Raw genomic sequence first — 16,971 nt, forward strand, 5'->3', positions numbered from 1 at the left:
ATCCCGACGCAATGCCGACGATTGTCCCGGCGAAGAGACTACAGATTCTGCAATGGGTTGGATAGGCGTCATGGACAGAACAGCGGGCTGGATCAACGGGTTTTTGGGCGTACTCATCTTCAGCGGGTCGCTGCCAGCCACCAAAATTGCCGTACTGGACATCGATCCGACATTCCTCACAGTCGCGCGGGCGGCCATTGCCGGCGTGCTGGCGGCCATGCTGCTTGTCCTGTTCCGACAGCGGCTGCCCGACCGGCGGGAGCTTTTGTCGCTGTGCGTGGTCGCCCTTGGAGTGGTGGTCGGCTTCCCGCTGCTGACGGCGCTGGCGCTGACCGCCATGACATCGGCACACGCGATTGTCTTTGTCGGGCTGCTGCCTTTGGCCACCGCGATCTTTGCCGTGGTACGGGGCGGGGAGCGGCCGCGCGCATTGTTCTGGGCGTTCTCGATCACCGGCAGCGCCATCGTCGCCGCCTATGCGCTCGGACAGGGGAGCGCCGCCTCGGTGATGGGCGATGGTTTGATGCTGGCGGCGATTATTCTGTGCGGGCTCGGCTATGCGGAGGGCGCGCGCCTGTCCCGCAGGCTGGGCGGGTGGCAGGTGATCTCCTGGGCGCTCGTCCTGTCCCTGCCGCTGATGCTGCCGCTGGCGCTTCTCACCCAACCTGCGTCATGGGACGGCATCGGCTGGCCGGCGCTCGGCGGTCTCGCCTATGTGTCGCTCTTCAGCATGCTCATTGGGTTCGTGTTCTGGTATCGCGGCCTGGCGCAGGGCGGCACGGCGGCGGTGGGACAGCTGCAATTGCTGCAGCCCTTCTTCGGACTGGCGCTGGCGGCTGTCGTGGCGCATGAGACGGTCGGCTGGGGGATGGTGGCGACCGCCGCGGCGGTGGTGGTGTGCGTGGCGGGGGCGAAGCGGTTCGCGTGAGCCTGACGGGCTCGTCGCTGGCGCCGGAAATCATCACCACGCCCGCTTCCGCGTCTGGCCATTGAGAAAGATCACCCCAAACCGGGAATTGGGAAGACGGGCGGTCATGCGAACGCTCATCTAATTTATTTTTAAACTGCGGTCACAGGACCGCCCGTCCGGCGATTTCGACACAGGCCCGTTCCGCTTCGGTCAGGCTGGGGATCGTCGCGGGGCCTCTCACACCCCGCGTCCCGTCTCTGCCTTCGTCCCTAGTGCTCGTCCAGCACACGCCGGTCGTATTGCCGGTGAGGGAACCCTTGGGCGGTGCCCCCCAGATTCGCCCGCTCGTCAGCGGTGAATCGGAGGCGCCGGTTCCTCCCCGCGAGACCCGCCGTCGCGAGCCGCGTTCCCGCGGGAGGAACTGACGGGAAGGATAGAGCGGGCGGGGGAGTGTGGGATAAGTTTTTGGGCGGGTTCGCGCCCCTCCTTCCCCCTTGCGGGGAAGGTGCCCGCGTTAGCGGGCGGATAGGGGTGGTGACGTTTGTGCTTGCTTCGAAGACCGTCGCGCAAACGTCACCACCCCCACCCGGCCCTTCGGGCCGTTCGTCGCTGGAAAAGCCAAATCGTTGGCTTTCCCTCGGCCTTCGGCCGACCGCTCCTCACTCCCGCAAGGGGGAGGGAGGGCGCCCGCGCTATCTCACGGCGCCGGATCGAGCCCGCCCATGCGGCAGACTTCTTTCCACTCGTCCTCCGTCACGGGCTGGACGGAGAGGCGCATGGAGGTGACGAGGGACATTTTGGCGAGGGCCGGGTTGGCTTTCACGTCCTTCAGCGTCACCGGCTTCGGGATGTCGCAGAAGGCGCGGATGTCGACGCATTCCCAGCGCGGATCGTCCGTCGTGGTGTCGTGATGGGCGAGGGCGCAGACTTCGGCGATGCCGACGATCTCGAGGCCTTCATTCGAATGATAGAAGAAGCCCTTGTCGCCAAGCTGCATGGCGCGCATGTTGTTGCGGGCCAGATAATTGCGCACACCGTCCCATTGCGTGCCCTTTTCCCCCGCCGCCTTCTGCATCTCCCAGGACCATTTGTGCGGCTCGGATTTGAACAGCCAGTAAGCCATGGTCGCTCTCTTTAGGAGTTGGCGGGATTGTTGATCGCCCAGTTCCACGGGCGCACCTCGACGGAGGCGAAGAGTCCGGCGCGGGCGTAGGGGTCCTTGGCGGCAATCGCTTTGGCGGCGTCGATATGGTCGGCCTCGACAACGATCAGGCTGCCATTCGGCTTGCCGTCATCATCGAGGAAAGGGCCGGCGAATTTCAGCCGCTCACCCAGATTGGCGAGATAATCAAGATGCGTCGGGCGCGTGTCGAGGCGCAGTTGCAGATGGTCGGGCTTGTCATTGCAGAGAATGGCGAAAAGCATGTGGTGTCCCCTTGCAGATAAAATTAGTCCTCGGTTTTGAGCGGGCGGTTGAGCAATGCTTCGACCGCTTCGCCGACTGTCAGATGACGTGCGAGAAGCGCGGCAATTGTGGTGATGATGGGCGCATCGATATGGCGGCTCGCGCAGAGCTCCGCGGCGATGGGCGCGGTGGCGACACCCTCGGCGAGCGGACGGCCTTCGAGCTTCTCACCCGCGCCCAGCGCGATGCCATAGGAGAAGTTGCGCGACTGCGGCGAGGAGCAGGTGAGCATCAGATCGCCCAATCCCGACAGGCCCATCACCGTCTCGGGCCGCGCGCCCATCGCCTCGGCGATGCGGCGCAATTCGACGAAGCCGCGCGTGACGAGGGCCGCCTGCGCGCTCGCGCCAAGACCGCGCCCGACCGCCGTACCCGCGGCAAGCGCCAGCACATTCTTCAACGCGCCGCCGATCTCGACGCCGGTGAGATCATCGGTCGAGTAGCAGCGGAAGGCGGGGCCTGAAAGGAGCAGGGCGAGCCGTTCCGCCGTGGCTTGATTTTCCGCCGCGATGGTGACGGCGGTGGGCAGGCCGCGCGCCACGTCGATGGCGAAGCTCGGGCCGGACAGCGCCGCGATTTCATGAGTGGGCAGAACGTCGGAAACGATTTGCGACATCAGCCGTCCCGTGGCGCGCTCGATGCCCTTTGCGCAGAGAACGACCGGCACGTCCCGCGGCACATGCGGGGCGATTTCTTCCAGTGCGTCGCGCATGGCCTGCGCGGGAAATACCGCAAGGACGATGGCGGCGCCGTCGAGCACTTCGGCGGCGTCAACGCTCGCCTCGATGCCCTCCGGCAGCACGATGCCGGGCAAATAGCGTTCGTTGCGATGGTTGCCGTTGATGTCCTCCACCGTCGCGGAATCACGCGCGTAGAGGCCGGCGCGGTGGCCGGTGCGCGCGGCCATGGCGGCCAGCGCCGTGCCCCACGCGCCGCCGCCGAGGACGGCAATTTTCAAGCGATGGTCGTTCATGCCTTCGCTCCCCGGCGTCCTGCGCCGATCAGGGGCGCTGCCGCCTCGTCCAGCGGCCAGCGCGAGCGCGGCGCGATGGCGAGAGAATCACCCGCGCCTTGCTGCGCCGCGTGTTCCGCGCCCGCCCAGGCGATCATGGCGGCATTGTCGGTGCAAAGCGCATGCGGCGGCGCGAGGAAGCGGAAACCATTCTCCGCGCAGAGCTTCGTCAGCACCGTCCGCAGCGCCTTGTTGGCCGCAACGCCGCCTGCCACCACAAGCGCGGGTTCGGCGATGTCAGGAAACTCCTGACGGAAGCGGGCGAGGGAGCGCGACACGCGGTCATCAAGCGTATCGGCCACCGCCGCCTGGAACGAAGCGCAGATGTCGGCGATGTCCTGATCGCCCAGAGGCGCCACCTCGGTCGCGAGCTGCCGCACGGCTGTCTTGAGGCCTGAGAAGGAGAAATCGAGCCGCGCCTCGCCCTTCAGTGGACGGGGCAGCAGAAAGCGTGAGGGGTCGCCGACCAGCGCGGCCTCTTCCACGGCGGGGCCGCCGGGATAGGGCAGGCCGAGAAGCTTAGCCGTCTTATCGAAGGCTTCGCCGAGCGCGTCGTCGATCGTCGTGCCGAGCCGCTCGTATTTCCCGAGACCCCGAACGAGGATCATCTGCGTATGGCCGCCGGAGACGAGCAGCAGCAGATAGGGGAAGGCGAGGTTGTCGGTGAGCCGCGCGGTCAGCGCATGGCCCTCCAGATGGTTGATTGCGTGGAAGGGCTTCTTCGCCGCCATCGCCATTGCCTTCGCCGTCATCAGCCCGACGATGAGCCCGCCGATGAGGCCGGGGCCTGCCGTGGCGGCGATGGCGTCGACTTCGTCGAGGGATATATCGGCTTCGGCCAGCGCGCGGGCGATGAGCCGGTCCAGCGCCTCGACATGGGCGCGCGCGGCGATCTCCGGCACGACGCCGCCATAGGGCTCGTGCTCGGCGGTTTGGCTCAGCACGACATTGGACAGGATGCGGCCACGGCCCGCTTCGTCGCGCTCGACGATAGCAGCGGCGGTTTCGTCGCAGCTTGTCTCTATTCCCAATACGCGCATGCGGTCCTAAAGCCTTTCATTCATTGCCGTCAGAGACAAAGATGGCTAGAGCATTTGATTTCGCACATAGTTTTGCCGGAAAAGTTGATCAACTTTCCGGGACTATGCGCAGTTTTCGCCGCATGATCGCAGCCGGAAAGCTTAACTTTTCGGGATCATGCTGAGAATCCCGGTATCATGGACGACGCCATATGCAAACACCAAGCTTGAAGATCGGCACGCGAGGCAGCACCCTGGCTCTGGTGCAGGCGCGCGAGGTGCGCCGGCGGCTGATGGAGGCGCATGGGCTTCCGGACGAGGCCATCGAGATCGTGCCGATGTCGACGGCGGGCGATCGTATCCAGGACCGCGCGCTTTCCGAGGTGGGCGGCAAGGGGCTGTTCACGAAGGAGATCGAGGAGGGGCTCGCCGAAGGGCGCATCGACCTCGCCGTGCACTCAAGCAAGGACATGCCGACCGTACTGCCGGAGGGGCTCTATCTCTCCGCCTTTCTCAAGCGTGAAGATCCGCGCGACGCCTTCATCGGCAGAGCGGGCGCGCGCCTGTCCGACCTGCCCATGGGGGCGACGGTTGGCTCCTCTTCGCTGCGGCGGCAGGCGCTGATCCGGCGGATGCGGCCTGATATCAAGGTGGTGAATTTTCGCGGCAATGTCGAGACGCGGCTGCGCAAGCTCGACGAGGGGCAGGCGGATGGAACCTTCCTTGCCTACGCCGCGCTGAAGCGTCTCGGTATGGAGCATGTGGCGAGCGAATTGATGGACCCGGCGCTTTTCCCGCCCGCGCCGGGACAGGGGGCCATCGCCATCGAAAGCCGTGTCGGCGATGCGCGGATCGATGCGCTGCTGGCCCCGCTCGATGACCGCGATACCCATGTTGCGCTCGATTGCGAGCGGTCCTTTCTGGCGCGGCTCGACGGCTCCTGCCGTACGCCCATTGCAGGGCTGGCCAGGGTGACGGGCGATCGGCTCAGCTTCTCCGGCATGATCCTGACCCCCGATGGCGCGCAGGCGCATGAGGTGAAGGCGGAGGGCGCCGTTGCCGATGCGGCGGCCATAGGGCGCGATGCGGCGGAGCGGGTGCTGGCGCAGGCGGGGCCTGACTTCTTCGACTGGAAATGACGGGATGGTGGAGGCGCGGCGTATATTGGTGACACGGCCCGAGCCGGGCGCTTCACGCACTGCGCGGCGGCTTGACGAGATGGGCTATGCGCCTGTCGTCCTGCCATTGAGCGAGACGGTGCCGATCGCGGCAAAGCTGCCGCCGGGACGTTACGATGCGGTGGCGGTCACCAGCGTCAACGCGTTGCGCCACGCCGATCCGGCATCGATACAAAAGCTGCTTCATCTGCCGGTTTTTGCGGTGGGGGAAAAGACGGCGGGCGCGGCGCGGGCTGCCGGGTTCAGCAATGTGACAGCCGCGGGCGGCGATGGCGCGGCGCTGGCGCAAACGCTTGCGGTCACGCTCAAAGGCCAAGCAAATGTGCTCTATCTTGCGGGCCGGGTGCGCCGTTCCGACTTCGAGGAAAAAGCTGTCGCCGCCGGTCTGCTGCTTGCTGTTTGCGAGACTTACGACACCGCGCCCATCGATTATGGCGACCTGCGTCAGCGGCTGGGCGATGCGCCTTTCGACGCAGCGCTCGTCTATTCTATTTTCGCGGCGGAGGCGCTGGCCGCGCTGGCGGAGCGCGCTGAATTGCCAGAGAATTTCCTGCGGCAGACGCAGTTCCTTTGCCTCTCTCCACGCATCAGTGAAAGTCTTCCCGCGCAATGGCAGGCACGCGCCCTTGTCGCGGCAAGACCTGACGAGCAAGCGCTTTTTAATCTCCTTGCGGCACTTTGAGCGGCAGCAAGCCTTCATCTGCAGATATTATCTGTTAAGTTCCTTCTCGGCCGCCCTATCTATTCATTTTCAAGACGAGAGGCACCATGGCGAAATCCGGAATATCGCGTCACTCGAAACCGGCCCGCAAGCCGGTCACGATCGATCTCGATCCAACGCAGGTGAAGCGCGTGGAAGAGCCGGCAGTAGCAAAGCAGGCCGCCCCCAAACGGGATGTGCCTCCCGCGGAGCCGGTCGGCGATATCGCCTTCACCACGCGGCAGGCGGATGCCGGTACCACGCCGCGGACAAGCGCCGGAAAAGAGGACATGGCAGCGAAGAAATCGGACGAGGTAAAGGCAGAGCAGGTGAAAGCGGAAAAGGTTTCGCGCCCCGCCGCCGCTGCTGCCAGCCCGGCGAAACCGGAGCAGAAGCAGAATGCCTGGCTCACCCATGTCGCGGCGGGCCTGGCTGGAGGTGCGGCCGCGCTTGGCCTTATGAGCGCGCTGCAATGGAGCGATGGCGGCAATTCCAGCGCCGGATTCAGCGAGGCCCAGCAGACCGCGCGGCAGGCGCTGGCCCGGGCGGAAGCCACGGAAGCGCAAGTTTTGAAGCTGCGCGAGGAGATCGCAAAGCCGGCTAATAATGCCAGGGAGTCGGCGCAGGAAATGCAGGCGCTGACAAGCCGGCTCGCGGCGCTGGAACAGAAGGTCGCTTCCACCGAGGCGCAGGCCAGGGCGGCGGCGCAGGACACCGGCAATATCGAGGGGATGGAGTCGAAGCTCTCCGCGCTGGAAAGCCAGGTCGCCGAACAATCGCGCCAGCCCGCCCTTGCCGCCACCGTCGCGGCGGTGGCGCTGAAATCGGCCATCGACCGTGGCGGCTCCTTCGCGACGGAACTCGACGCCTACAGGACGCTCGCGCCGCAAGCGGCCGACATCGACGCGCTCAACCAGTTCGCAGCCAAGGGCGTTCCCACCATCGCTGACCTGAACAGCCGTTTCGGGGCGGTGGCGGACCGTATCGTCGCGACGAAGCGCAATGTGAATCCGAATGCGGGCATTCTCGACCAGCTGATGGAGAGCGCCAAGAGCCTCGTAAAGGTGCGCCCCGTTGGCGAGGTGCCCGGCGACAGCGCGGGCGCGATCACGGCGCGCATCGAAGCGGCCTTGCAGGCGGGCGATCTCAACCGCGCCATCGCGGAATGGGAAACGCTGCCGCAGGAGGCGAAATCCGTGTCGGCGGATTTCGCCGATCAGATGAAGGCGCGCCGCGATACGGATGCGCTCGTCTCGCGCGCGCTCGCCAGCGCGCTCAAGCCGGCCGCCGCCGCCACAGCGCCTGCTGCACCATCTGCGCCGAAATAGGGAAGAATCGATGCTGCGTATCCTGTTCTTTGTCCTCATCATCCTGGCGCTCGGCGGCGGCTTCGCATGGCTGGCCGACAGGCCCGGCGATCTGACCGTCACCTTCGGGGGCATGCGCTATGAGATGACGCTGATGGTCGCGGCCTCGGCGCTGGTGGCGTTCGTTGCGGCGGTTATGCTTCTGTGGTGGTTCGTCAAAAGCATCATCCGTTCGCCCTATCTCCTGCAACGGCATTTCCGCGCCCGCAAGCGCGACCGGGGTTACCAGTCGCTGTCCACCGGGCTCATCGCAGCGGGCGCCGGAGACGCCGCAACCGCCCGGCGCATGGCGACGCAGGCGCATCGGCTGCTCGATGTCGACCGGGAGCCGCTGATCCGCCTTCTCGAAGCGCAGAGCGCGATGCTGGAAGGGCGCGGTGACGAAGCGCGGGCAACCTTCGAAGCGATGCTCGAGGATCCCGAAACGCGGCTTCTCGGCCTGCGCGGCCTTTACCTCGAAGCGCAGCGCGCGGGCGAGCAGGAGGCGGCGCAGCATTACGCAGCGGAGGCCTCGAAGCTCGCGCCGCATGTGGAGTGGGCGCGCAGCGCGGTGCTCGGAAGGCTGAGCGTCGAGGGCGATTGGGATGGCGCGCTCCAGCTTCTCGATGCGCGGAAGATCGCCCGCGGGAAGGACAAGATGGCGGTGAAACGCGAGCGCGCGGCGCTGCTCACCGCCAAGGCGATGTCGGTGTTCGATTCCGATCCTGTCAACGCGAAGACGGTGGCGCTCGAGGCGCACAAGCTCGCGCCCGACCTCATCCCCGCCGTTGTCATTGCCGGGCGGGCGCTCATCCGCCAGGGCGATTTGCGCAAGGGCGCGAAGATACTCGAAGCGGCGTGGAAAAAGAGCCCGCATCCCGATATCGCCGCCGCCTATATCCATGCGCGGCCCGGCGATTCGACGCTTGACCGCCTGAAGCGCGCGCGCCATCTCTTCTCGCTCCGGCCCAACAATCCGGAAGCGAGCATGGCGCTCGCCCATGCCGCGCTCGACGCCGGCAACTACAAGCTCGCGCGCGAGAATGCCGAGGCGGTGCTGCGCATGAGCCCGCGCGAGAGCGCCTATCTGCTGCTGGCCGATATCGAGGAGGCGGAGACGGGTGACCAAGGCCGCGTGCGGCAATGGCTGTCGCAAGCGGTGAAGGCGCCGCGCGATCCGGCATGGACGGCTGACGGCTATGTCAGCGCGCAATGGGCGCCGGTGTCTCCGCTTACGGGGCGGCTCAATGCATTCGAATGGAAGGTGCCTGTTGAGCAACTCGCGCCGATGATCGAGGTCGCCCCTGAGGTGCGCGGCGAGGAGCCGGAGACGCCTGATGTGCCCGCCGTGATCGAGGAGAAGCCGGTCGCGATCGCCGTTCCGCACGAGACGCCGCCTCCACCCGCTAAACCCAAGATCATCAGGCATCAACAGGCGGACGATACGCCCGATGACGAAGAGGTGAAGATGCTGGTTGTTGACGATCCCGGCGTACTGCCCGAAGAGCAGGCGCAGGACAAGCAGGCCCGCTACCGCCTATTCTGAGCACGTTCCAACTTGGCGGCATGATCTTACCTGGAAGTCTGCAACTTTGCGGGATCATGCCTAATTAATCCGGATACAAAGATGTTCGACCGTCTTCAGGCATTTTTGAAAGAGCTTCCGTTCGGGGAAGGCAAGGGCGAGAAGACCTTCGGCCGGGACGATCCCCGGCTGGCGGTAGCAGCGCTGATGTTTCACATCATCGATGCCGATGGCGAGCGTCACGAGCAGGAACGAAAGCGTATCGCCGAGACGCTTGCCGACGCCTACCAGCTTGAGGACAGCGAATTGAAGGCGCTCCTGCAGCAGGCGGAAGCGGCGGACCAGGAAGCCATCGACCTCTACAGCTTCACCAGCGTCATCAAGCGTCATCTCGGCGAGCAGGAGCGCATCCACTTCATCGAGCTGATGTGGGAAATCGCCTATGCAGATGGCGAGGCGGGCGAGATGGAGGACAATGTCATCTGGCGCGTGGCCGAACTCATCGGCGTCTCCTCCCGTGACCGCGTGACGCTGAAGCATATCGTGGCGGAACGGGTTGGCGGGGATAAGGCGAAGGCGTGAGGCCTTGTTAGAGCGGTTCATGTTTTGATGGAATCGTGAGGCGCCCCCCTCTTTCCCGCCAGCGTTTCCGATTAAACGTGAAGCGCTTTAGCGCGTAAATGTCCGCTGCAATACTGCCAATCTGGAAACAAAAAAAGACCGGCCTTTCAGCCGGTCTTTGTCGTTTGTGAATAATTGGCTCAGTCCCGACCGATCAGCGCCTTCCAGAAGATGGCGCCGATGGCGGCGCCGATGAGCGGGGCGACCCAGAACAGCCAGAGCTGGCTCAGCGCTGCCGTTTCGGCGAAGAGGGCCGTGGCGGTCGAGCGGGCGGGGTTGACCGAGGTGTTGGTGACCGGGATCGAGATCAGATGGATCAACGTCAGGCAGAGGCCGATGGCGAGGCCCGCGAAGCCCGCCGGGGCGGTCGAAGAGGTCGAGCCGAGGATGACGATCAGGAAGAAGGCCGTCAGCACGATCTCGATGAGCAGGGCTGCGGTCAGGCTGTAGCCGCCGGGCGAAAGCTCGCCGAAGCCGTTGGAGGCGAATCCACCCGGCATATAGCCGGCGCGGCCGGACGCGATGAGGTAGAGAATGGCCGCCGCCGCGATGCCGCCCAGAACCTGCGCGATCCAGTAGGGGATCAGTTCCTTCCAGTCGAAGCGGCCTGCGACGGCGAGGCCGAGCGAAACGGCGGGATTGAAGTGACCGCCGGAAATGCCGCCGACCGCATAGGCCATGGTCAGCACGGTCAAGCCAAAGGCGAGCGCGACGCCCAGGAAGCCAATACCGAGATCAGGAAAAGCCGCGGCGAGAACAGCGCTGCCGCAACCGCCAAAGACGAGCCAGAATGTGCCGAAAAACTCGGCAGCCAGTTTATTCATAGTGAGTTTCCCCCAACGACGCATGGAATCAGGATGATTAACCATATTCCCGGTCGCCACTGGCAGCAACAAGCGATTGATCTATGTCAAATCCTTGGGATTCACTTAGTGTTTCGGCGGGAAACAGGACAATCGACGTGAAATCGCGCACCTGATATGCCATAGTAAATAACACGTTAATTTCCGGAGGACCTCATGGCGGAAATGTCGGCTGGACACGCGCATATGCGAAAACTCATGGGCGTCACCGCGCTCCCCCTGCTGCTCGGGCTTGCGGGGTGCACCACGTCTGCGACCGCGTGGTCGGAGAAATTCACTGTCGAGAAAGTGGAGCTGCCGAAGGAATGCGCCGGCTGGCAGAAGATCGAGCTCAAGCAGCGCACCATGCTCGCGCTGATGCGGCTCGATCCGCGCCTGGTGGTGGATATCGATTCCCACAATCTCAGAGGCAGGAATCTCGGCTGCTGGCAGTGATCCAGCTTTAGCCGGGGCGCGGGGTTCCATGCATCTCGACATCATCGAATTGCGCTCCTTCTATGCCTCCCATCTTGGGCATCTGGCCGAACGCTCGATCAACGCGGCTTTGACGCCGCTCTGGGCGAAGCTGCCGCAGGAGCGGCTGGTGGGCCTCGGCTATGCGGTGCCCTATCTCGACCTATTGAGCGCCGGCACGGAACGGACCTTCGCCTTCATGCCGGCGGGGCAGGGGGCGATCAGCTGGCCTTCGGCGGACACATGCGCCACCGCGCTCGTCTTCGACGAGGAACTTCCCCTGCCGGATTCCTCCGTCGACCGCATCCTGCTTATCCATGCGCTGGAGCATTCGGAAAATCCGAGCGAGACGCTGAAGGAGATGTGGCGGGTGCTCGCACCCAACGGGCGGCTGGTCATCGTCGTCCCCAACCGCCGCGGCGTCTGGGCGCGGTTCGAGCATACGCCTTTCGGCAGCGGGCGTCCCTATAGCCGGGGCCAGCTCATCCGTGTGCTGCGCGAGGCCAATTTCACCGCCGGCGCGGTGGCGGGCGCATTGCATTTTCCGCCCGTGACGCCGCGCTGGATGCAAGGTCCGTCGCGACTCATGGAGCGGGTCGGCAGCAGGCTGTGGCCGATCTTCGGGGGCGTGCTTGTTGTCGAGGCCTATAAGCGGCTCTATCAGGGGTTGCCGGTTTCGCAGCGTTCGTCGCGTCGTGTCTTCGTGCCGGTGCTGGCGCCCCAGGGTTCCGCCATGCACCGCAAGCGCGAGGGAAAATAATTTTTTAACCAACGTGGTGTTGACTGAGAGGTCTGCAACTTTTTGGTTTATGCAGGGTCTTTTTACAGCGGAGCTCAGTGCATATATGAGATTCCTGAAACAAAGGGAGGACCCCCATGGTTGATGTAACGATCTATACCCGTCAGGGATGCGGATATTGCACGGCGGCCAAGCGGCTGCTCGATGGCAAGGGCGTGACGTATACCGAGCATGATGCGACCGTGAATCCGGATTTCCGTCAGGAGATGATAAGCCGGTCCGGGCGGATGACTTTTCCGCAGATCTTTATCGGCAAGACCCATGTCGGCGGCAGCGACGATCTTCATGCGCTGGAGCGCGAGGGCCGTCTCGACGGGCTGCTCAAAACAGGGGAACTGGTTTAAGCCTTCTTATCGTCATTCTTGGGCTTGTCCCGAGAATCTACCATAAGAAGAAAGAATGATGATGACCGTCCTGACTGATTGGGCCGCGGCAGATTCTCGGGACAAGCCCAAGAATGACGGAGAGAGGGGCGCTGTCTCAATTGGTTCTAACGGACTCTGGGAAGATAGGATGACCACATTTCGTGCTGCCGCCATCCAGATGCGTTCGGGCACCGACCCGCAAGCCAATGCCGTGACGCTGGAACGTCTCGTGGGCGAGGCGGCGGGGAAAGGCGCGCAATATGTGCAGACGCCGGAGATGACGGGCGCGCTGCAGCGCAAGCGTGAGGCGCTCGACGCTATCCTGCGCGATGAGGAAAACGATCCGATCGCGGCGGCGGCATCGCGGCTGGCAAAGCAGCACGGCATCCATCTACATATCGGCTCGACCGCCATCAAGCTTCCTGATGGCAAGATCGCTAATCGCGCCTTCCTGTTCGGACCTGACGGCGGGAAGATCGTCTCCTACGACAAGGTGCATATGTTCGACGTCGATCTCGACAATGGCGAGAGCTGGCGCGAATCGGCGACCTATGCGCCGGGCGCCGACACGGTGCTGGCCGATCTGCCGTTCGGGCGGATGGGGTTTGCGATCTGCTACGACATCCGCTTCCCGCAGCTCTTCCGCGCGCAGGCGGAGGCGGGGGCTTCGCTCCTCACCGCGCCGGCGGCCTTCACCCGGCAGACGGGCGAGGCGCATTGGCATGTGCTGCAGCGCGCCCGCGCCATCGAAAACGGTGCATTCGTCATCTCCGCCGCGCAGGGCGGGCGGCATGAGGACGGGCGCGAAACCTATGGCCATTCGATCATCGTTTCGCCCTGGGGCAAAATCCTTGCCGAGGCGGATCATGACGAGCCGGCGGTGATCGTCGCCGATATCGATACGGCGGAGAGCGCGGCGGCACGGCGGCAGGTGCCGAACCTCAAGAACGCGCGCCCGTTCGGCGTTCGTATCGCGGAGGCGGCATCATGATTCGCTTCAGCCTGCACTGCGACCATGAGCATGAATTCGAGGGCTGGTTCCGCAATAATGAGGACTTCGAGCGCCAGGCCGCGCGCGGGCTTGTAGAGTGCCCGGCCTGCGGCTCGTCGCACGTGGAGAAGGCGCTGATGACGCCTTCGGTTTCCACCTCGCGAAAGAAAGAAAAGATCGCGCTGGCGATGAGCGAGGCGCAGCGCGCACTCATCGACCAGATGCGCGAACTGAGCCGGAAGCTGCGCGAGAACGCGGACTATGTCGGCGACAAATTCGCCGAGGAGGCGCGCAAGATGCATTTCGGCGAGACTGACCCGCGCGGCATCTATGGCGAGGCTTCGCGTGAGGAAGTGACATCACTTCTGGAAGATGGCGTCGAGATCATGCCGCTGCCGGTGTTTCCGGAAGACAGGAATTGACAGCGCGGCACGGCTGAACGGCGGTCCGCTGTTTCCGCTTGAGACTATCCCGATGTTGCGGTCAAGGCGGCGCCGATGGAGGCAAGGGATATCGCTATGATGCCCATCCACTGCAGCGTCGGCAGAGCCTCGTGAAGCAGCACGAGTCCGACCAGCGCCCCAACGGCGGGCTCCATGCTTGTCAGCGTACCGAATGTCTTTCGCGGCAAATGGCGAAGGGCGAACATTTCGAGCGTGTAGGGTATCGCGCTTGACAGGATCGCGACGAGTAAACCCAGCGCCAGCATGGAGGGGGTGAAGAGCGAGAGCCCGGCCTTCGCGATCCCGATGGGCAGGATGACCGCGGCTGCGATAATCATCCCGAGCGATGTGACCGCACTTCCATAAAGACGGCCTGCAATACCGCCATAGATTATGTACACCCCCCAGCACACGCCGGCGGTGAGCGCCAAGGCAATCCCGACAGGATCGAGATTGGCGTTCACCGAATGAAGCGGAAGCAGAAGCCCCAGTCCGATCATGGCGAGGCCAACCCAGAGAAAATCGGTGAACCGGCGCGACGCGGCGATAGCCACAGCCAGTGGTCCCATGAACTCGATTGCTATCGCAACGCCAAGCGGGAGTGTCTGGATCGACAGGTAGAAGAAAAAATTCATTCCGCCCAGCATAAGGCCGTAAATGAGGACGGACTGCCAGGCATCCCGCCGAAGCCGGATTCGCCAGGGGCGGAAAATGGGGAGAAGCAGAAGCGCCGCAATTGTGAGGCGGATCGCGGTCGCGCCTTCCGCCCCTACCGCCGGAAAGAGGGCTTTTGCGAAGGATGCGCCTGAGGTGATCGACACCGCACCGAGAACAAGCGCAAGCGGCGGCAGGACACGGGGCGGAGCGATATCGTCCGCCGCAGAAGAATTATGCATTATTTCCTCTTTGCCGGCTTATTTTCGCGCCAGCACCATGTAATTGACATCCATATCGCGGGAGCGGTTCCAGCTGTCGGCGAGGGGATTGTAGGTGACGCCCTGGCGGTCGACGATGGTGAGGCCGGCGGCGCTCAGCGCTTTTTCCAGCTCTTCCGGGCGGACCAGTTTTTCATACTGGTGCGTGCCGCGCGGCAGCCAGCGCAGGACATATTCCGCGCCGATAATGGCAAGCCCTAGCGCCTTCAGCGTGCGGTTGATGGTGGCGACGAACATCAGGCCGCCGGGCTTCACCATATGGCCGCAGGCGGAAAGGAAGAGGTCGACATCGGCGACATGCTCAACGACTTCCATGTTGAGCACCACGTCGAATTTTTCGCCTGCTTCGGCGAGGGCCTCCGCGGTGGTGGCCCGGTAGTCTATGGCAAGGCCGGTTTCCGCGGCGTGGATCTTTGCGACTTCGATGTTCGTTTCGGACGCATCTGCGCCAATGACGGTTGCGCCGAGCTTCGCCATCGGCTCGCAGAGGAGACCGCCGCCGCAGCCTATGTCCAGCAGGCGCAAGCCTTCCAGCGGGCGGGGGACGAGCGGGTCGCGCCCGAAGGCGGCGCAGATCTCTTCCTTGATGTAAGCAAGCCGGGTGGGATTGAATTTATGCAGCGGGCGGAACTTGCCTTGCGGATTCCACCATTCGGCGGCGATGCGCGAAAAGCGCTCGACTTCGGCAGAATCGATGGTGGTTCGGGCGGTCTCGGCCATGGCGGTTTCCTTCCTGTGATTCTGGAGTCGGCCTAGTAAGCGTCAAAGTCAAGGCCTGCTTGCGGTGCGCTCATAATTTGGTTATGTGAGCGCGTTTTCCTTGCCGGGTATTCCGACAGAGAACGTCGATCGTATTGTTTTAGCCGCATGATCTTACCTGGAAGTCTGCAACTTTTTGGGATCATGCTCTAGCTATCAGGGGACAGTTTCTCAAATGGCGCGCATCGTGATGAAATTCGGCGGCACTTCGGTGGCCGATATAGACCGCATCCGGAATGTGGCGCGCCATGTCAAACGCGAAGTTGATGCCGGCCATGAGGTGGCGGTGGTCGTCTCGGCGATGGCGGGAAAGACCAATGAACTCGTGGCCTGGACCCGTGCGGCATCGCCGATGCACGACGCGCGCGAATATGACGCCGTGGTGGCCTCGGGCGAGCAGGTGACGGCGGGGCTTCTCGCCATCGTGCTGCAGTCGATGGGCGTTCATGCCCGCTCCTGGCAGGGCTGGCAGATACCCATCCGCACCGACAACGCGCATGGCGCGGCCCGCATCACCGACATTGACGGCTCCTTCCTCATCAAGCGCTTCGGCGAGGGTCAGGTGGCCGTCATCGCCGGCTTCCAGGGGCTGGGGCCGGACAATCGCATCTCGACGCTCGGTCGCGGCGGCTCGGACACCAGCGCGGTGGCAATCGCCGCGGCGGTCAAGGCTGACCGCTGCGACATCTATACGGATGTGGACGGCGTCTACACCACCGATCCGCGCGTCGAGCCGAAAGCGCGTCGGCTGAGTAAAATTTCCTTCGAGGAAATGCTGGAGATGGCCTCGCTCGGCGCAAAGGTATTGCAGGTTCGCTCGGTCGAGCTCGCGATGGTACACAAGGTGCGCACCTTCGTGCGCTCCAGTTTCGAGGACCCCGATGCGCCGGGCATGGGTGATCCGATCAATCCGCCCGGAACGCTCATTTGCGACGAGGAGGAAATCGTGGAACAGCAGGTCGTCACCGGTATCGCCTATGCCAAGGACGAAGCGCAAATCTCATTGCGCCGTGTCGCCGACAGGCCGGGCGTTTCCGCCGCGATTTTCGGCCCGCTCGCTGAGACGCACATCAATGTGGACATGATCGTGCAGAACGTCTCGGAGGACGGCTCGAAGACGGACATGACCTTCACCGTGCCATCAGGCGATCTCGACAAGGCCGTGGCGGTGCTTGAAAAGGCGAAGGCGGAAGTCGGCTTCGATGCGATCCAGTCGGAGGCGGGGCTGGTCAAGGTTTCCGTCATCGGCATCGGCATGCGCAGCCATGCGGGCGTTGCCGCGACGGCCTTCAAGGCGCTGGCCGAGAAAGGCATCAATATTCGCGCGATCACCACATCGGAGATCAAGATTTCGATCTTGATCGATGGGCCCTATGCGGAGCTGGCGGTGCGGACGCTGCACTCGGTTTATGGGTTGGATAAGTCGTAAGAAGGACGCTCAGCTTGGTGCTGTCGGGGCGGCGCGCTCTTTCCCTCCCCCTTGCGGGGAGGGTGGCCCGAAGGGTCGGGTGGGGGTGGTGACGCATATGCCACTGTCTCCAGCAAAAGCGCAAACGTCACCACCCCCATCCGCCCGCTAACGCGGGC

19 protein-coding genes are annotated in these 16,971 nt (G+C 63.9%); 12 read left to right on the forward strand and 7 right to left on the reverse strand.

All coding sequences use genetic code 11. The features are described 5' to 3' along the window. The first annotated feature begins 70 nt into the window (after positions 1-70). Complete coding sequence (locus ACOWVG_RS06420; protein WP_420960705.1) at positions 71-928, forward strand: DMT family transporter; 858 nt, start codon at positions 71-73, stop codon at positions 926-928. A gap of 679 nt (positions 929-1,607) precedes the next feature. Here the strand turns inward: ACOWVG_RS06420 and ACOWVG_RS06425 are convergent. From ACOWVG_RS06425 to tsaD, 4 genes are read right to left on the reverse strand one after another with little or no spacing between them, the layout of a single operon-like run. Next, positions 1,608-2,033, reverse strand: coding sequence for an EVE domain-containing protein (locus ACOWVG_RS06425; protein WP_420960706.1), 426 nt, complete (start codon positions 2,031-2,033; stop codon positions 1,608-1,610). 11 nt (positions 2,034-2,044) lie between these two features. Further along, the gene (locus ACOWVG_RS06430) at positions 2,045-2,335 is read right to left on the reverse strand and encodes a YciI-like protein (protein WP_420960709.1); all 291 of its coding nucleotides are present in this window, start codon (positions 2,333-2,335) and stop codon (positions 2,045-2,047) included. Between the two features lie 23 nt (positions 2,336-2,358). Continuing rightward, a complete protein-coding gene (locus tag ACOWVG_RS06435; RefSeq protein WP_420960711.1) occupies positions 2,359-3,348 on the reverse strand; it encodes an NAD(P)H-dependent glycerol-3-phosphate dehydrogenase in 990 nt (329 codons plus the stop codon). Further along, entirely contained in the window at positions 3,345-4,427 is a 1,083-nt protein-coding gene (gene tsaD, locus ACOWVG_RS06440) for a tRNA (adenosine(37)-N6)-threonylcarbamoyltransferase complex transferase subunit TsaD (protein ID WP_420960713.1), read from the reverse strand. The genes ACOWVG_RS06435 and tsaD overlap by 4 nt, the downstream gene beginning before the upstream one ends. 191 nt (positions 4,428-4,618) lie before the next feature. On the opposite strand from tsaD, the gene hemC reads away from it, so the two are divergent. The 5 genes from hemC to ACOWVG_RS06465 all read left to right on the forward strand — a co-directional run bounded on the left by hemC (position 4,619) and on the right by ACOWVG_RS06465 (position 9,737). Beyond that, positions 4,619-5,545, forward strand: a complete 927-nt coding sequence (gene hemC / locus ACOWVG_RS06445; protein WP_420960715.1) for a hydroxymethylbilane synthase — start codon at positions 4,619-4,621, stop codon at positions 5,543-5,545. A 4-nt stretch (positions 5,546-5,549) separates the two neighbouring features. Continuing rightward, a complete protein-coding gene (locus ACOWVG_RS06450; RefSeq protein WP_420960717.1) occupies positions 5,550-6,266 on the forward strand; it encodes a uroporphyrinogen-III synthase in 717 nt (238 codons plus the stop codon). 86 nt (positions 6,267-6,352) lie between these two features. Beyond that, positions 6,353-7,612 (forward strand): COG4223 family protein, encoded by a 1,260-nt coding sequence (locus ACOWVG_RS06455; protein WP_420960719.1) that lies wholly within the window; start codon positions 6,353-6,355, stop codon positions 7,610-7,612. A gap of 10 nt (positions 7,613-7,622) precedes the next feature. Next, positions 7,623-9,176: a heme biosynthesis protein HemY gene (locus ACOWVG_RS06460; RefSeq protein ID WP_420960721.1), complete on the forward strand. Its 1,554-nt coding sequence runs from the start codon at positions 7,623-7,625 to the stop codon at positions 9,174-9,176. Positions 9,177-9,257: 81 nt separating this feature from the next. Next, complete coding sequence (locus ACOWVG_RS06465; protein ID WP_420960723.1) at positions 9,258-9,737, forward strand: TerB family tellurite resistance protein; 480 nt, start codon at positions 9,258-9,260, stop codon at positions 9,735-9,737. Positions 9,738-9,916: 179 nt separating this feature from the next. Here the strand turns inward: ACOWVG_RS06465 and aqpZ are convergent, their stop codons facing one another. Next, complete coding sequence (gene aqpZ, locus ACOWVG_RS06470; RefSeq protein WP_420960725.1) at positions 9,917-10,600, reverse strand: aquaporin Z; 684 nt, start codon at positions 10,598-10,600, stop codon at positions 9,917-9,919. A 225-nt stretch (positions 10,601-10,825) separates the two neighbouring features. Between aqpZ and ACOWVG_RS06475 the strand changes: the two genes are divergently transcribed. The 5 genes from ACOWVG_RS06475 to ACOWVG_RS06495 all read left to right on the forward strand — a co-directional run bounded on the left by ACOWVG_RS06475 (position 10,826) and on the right by ACOWVG_RS06495 (position 13,669). Then, entirely contained in the window at positions 10,826-11,074 is a 249-nt protein-coding gene (locus tag ACOWVG_RS06475) for a hypothetical protein (protein ID WP_420960727.1), read from the forward strand. A gap of 28 nt (positions 11,075-11,102) precedes the next feature. Beyond that, positions 11,103-11,852, forward strand: coding sequence for a class I SAM-dependent methyltransferase (locus ACOWVG_RS06480; RefSeq protein ID WP_420960729.1), 750 nt, complete (start codon positions 11,103-11,105; stop codon positions 11,850-11,852). Positions 11,853-11,968: 116 nt separating this feature from the next. Then, entirely contained in the window at positions 11,969-12,235 is a 267-nt protein-coding gene (grxC, locus tag ACOWVG_RS06485) for a glutaredoxin 3 (protein WP_420960731.1), read from the forward strand. Between the two features lie 169 nt (positions 12,236-12,404). Further along, positions 12,405-13,247, forward strand: coding sequence for a carbon-nitrogen hydrolase family protein (locus ACOWVG_RS06490; protein ID WP_420960734.1), 843 nt, complete (start codon positions 12,405-12,407; stop codon positions 13,245-13,247). Beyond that, positions 13,244-13,669, forward strand: coding sequence for a DUF1178 family protein (locus ACOWVG_RS06495; RefSeq protein WP_420960736.1), 426 nt, complete (start codon positions 13,244-13,246; stop codon positions 13,667-13,669). The genes ACOWVG_RS06490 and ACOWVG_RS06495 overlap by 4 nt, the downstream gene beginning before the upstream one ends. A 44-nt stretch (positions 13,670-13,713) precedes the next feature. Here the strand turns inward: ACOWVG_RS06495 and ACOWVG_RS06500 are convergent, their stop codons facing one another. Both ACOWVG_RS06500 and ubiG read right to left on the reverse strand, forming a co-directional pair. Next, a complete protein-coding gene (locus ACOWVG_RS06500; protein WP_420960738.1) occupies positions 13,714-14,586 on the reverse strand; it encodes an EamA family transporter in 873 nt (290 codons plus the stop codon). A gap of 18 nt (positions 14,587-14,604) precedes the next feature. Next, positions 14,605-15,345, reverse strand: a complete 741-nt coding sequence (gene ubiG / locus ACOWVG_RS06505; protein ID WP_420960741.1) for a bifunctional 2-polyprenyl-6-hydroxyphenol methylase/3-demethylubiquinol 3-O-methyltransferase UbiG — start codon at positions 15,343-15,345, stop codon at positions 14,605-14,607. Positions 15,346-15,559: 214 nt separating this feature from the next. On the opposite strand from ubiG, the gene ACOWVG_RS06510 reads away from it, so the two are divergent. Then, positions 15,560-16,813 (forward strand): aspartate kinase, encoded by a 1,254-nt coding sequence (locus ACOWVG_RS06510; protein ID WP_420960743.1) that lies wholly within the window; start codon positions 15,560-15,562, stop codon positions 16,811-16,813. Positions 16,814-16,971 lie beyond the last annotated feature (158 nt).

The organism is Brucella sp. IR073, assembly GCF_049065735.1.
Lineage (GTDB): Bacteria > Pseudomonadota > Alphaproteobacteria > Rhizobiales > Rhizobiaceae > Paramesorhizobium.

Bases quoted from the DNA above. Each gene is read 5' to 3' on its own strand.
- tsaD (WP_420960713.1), bottom strand. From the start codon at position 4,427: ATGCGCGTATTGGGAATAGAGACAAGCTGCGACGAAACCGCCGCTGCT.
- hemC (WP_420960715.1), top strand. From the start codon at position 4,619: ATGCAAACACCAAGCTTGAAGATCGGCACGCGAGGCAGCACCCTGGCT.
- ACOWVG_RS06455 (WP_420960719.1), top strand. From the start codon at position 6,353: ATGGCGAAATCCGGAATATCGCGTCACTCGAAACCGGCCCGCAAGCCG.
- ACOWVG_RS06430 (WP_420960709.1), bottom strand. From the start codon at position 2,335: ATGCTTTTCGCCATTCTCTGCAATGACAAGCCCGACCATCTGCAACTG.
- ACOWVG_RS06450 (WP_420960717.1), top strand. From the start codon at position 5,550: ATGGTGGAGGCGCGGCGTATATTGGTGACACGGCCCGAGCCGGGCGCT.
- ACOWVG_RS06475 (WP_420960727.1), top strand. From the start codon at position 10,826: ATGCGAAAACTCATGGGCGTCACCGCGCTCCCCCTGCTGCTCGGGCTT.
- ACOWVG_RS06510 (WP_420960743.1), top strand. From the start codon at position 15,560: ATGGCGCGCATCGTGATGAAATTCGGCGGCACTTCGGTGGCCGATATA.
- ACOWVG_RS06435 (WP_420960711.1), bottom strand. From the start codon at position 3,348: ATGAACGACCATCGCTTGAAAATTGCCGTCCTCGGCGGCGGCGCGTGG.
- ubiG (WP_420960741.1), bottom strand. From the start codon at position 15,345: ATGGCCGAGACCGCCCGAACCACCATCGATTCTGCCGAAGTCGAGCGC.
- ACOWVG_RS06480 (WP_420960729.1), top strand. From the start codon at position 11,103: ATGCATCTCGACATCATCGAATTGCGCTCCTTCTATGCCTCCCATCTT.
- ACOWVG_RS06500 (WP_420960738.1), bottom strand. From the start codon at position 14,586: ATGCATAATTCTTCTGCGGCGGACGATATCGCTCCGCCCCGTGTCCTG.
- grxC (WP_420960731.1), top strand. From the start codon at position 11,969: ATGGTTGATGTAACGATCTATACCCGTCAGGGATGCGGATATTGCACG.
- ACOWVG_RS06425 (WP_420960706.1), bottom strand. From the start codon at position 2,033: ATGGCTTACTGGCTGTTCAAATCCGAGCCGCACAAATGGTCCTGGGAG.
- ACOWVG_RS06495 (WP_420960736.1), top strand. From the start codon at position 13,244: ATGATTCGCTTCAGCCTGCACTGCGACCATGAGCATGAATTCGAGGGC.
- aqpZ (WP_420960725.1), bottom strand. From the start codon at position 10,600: ATGAATAAACTGGCTGCCGAGTTTTTCGGCACATTCTGGCTCGTCTTT.
- ACOWVG_RS06490 (WP_420960734.1), top strand. From the start codon at position 12,405: ATGACCACATTTCGTGCTGCCGCCATCCAGATGCGTTCGGGCACCGAC.
- ACOWVG_RS06460 (WP_420960721.1), top strand. From the start codon at position 7,623: ATGCTGCGTATCCTGTTCTTTGTCCTCATCATCCTGGCGCTCGGCGGC.
- ACOWVG_RS06465 (WP_420960723.1), top strand. From the start codon at position 9,258: ATGTTCGACCGTCTTCAGGCATTTTTGAAAGAGCTTCCGTTCGGGGAA.
- ACOWVG_RS06420 (WP_420960705.1), top strand. From the start codon at position 71: ATGGACAGAACAGCGGGCTGGATCAACGGGTTTTTGGGCGTACTCATC.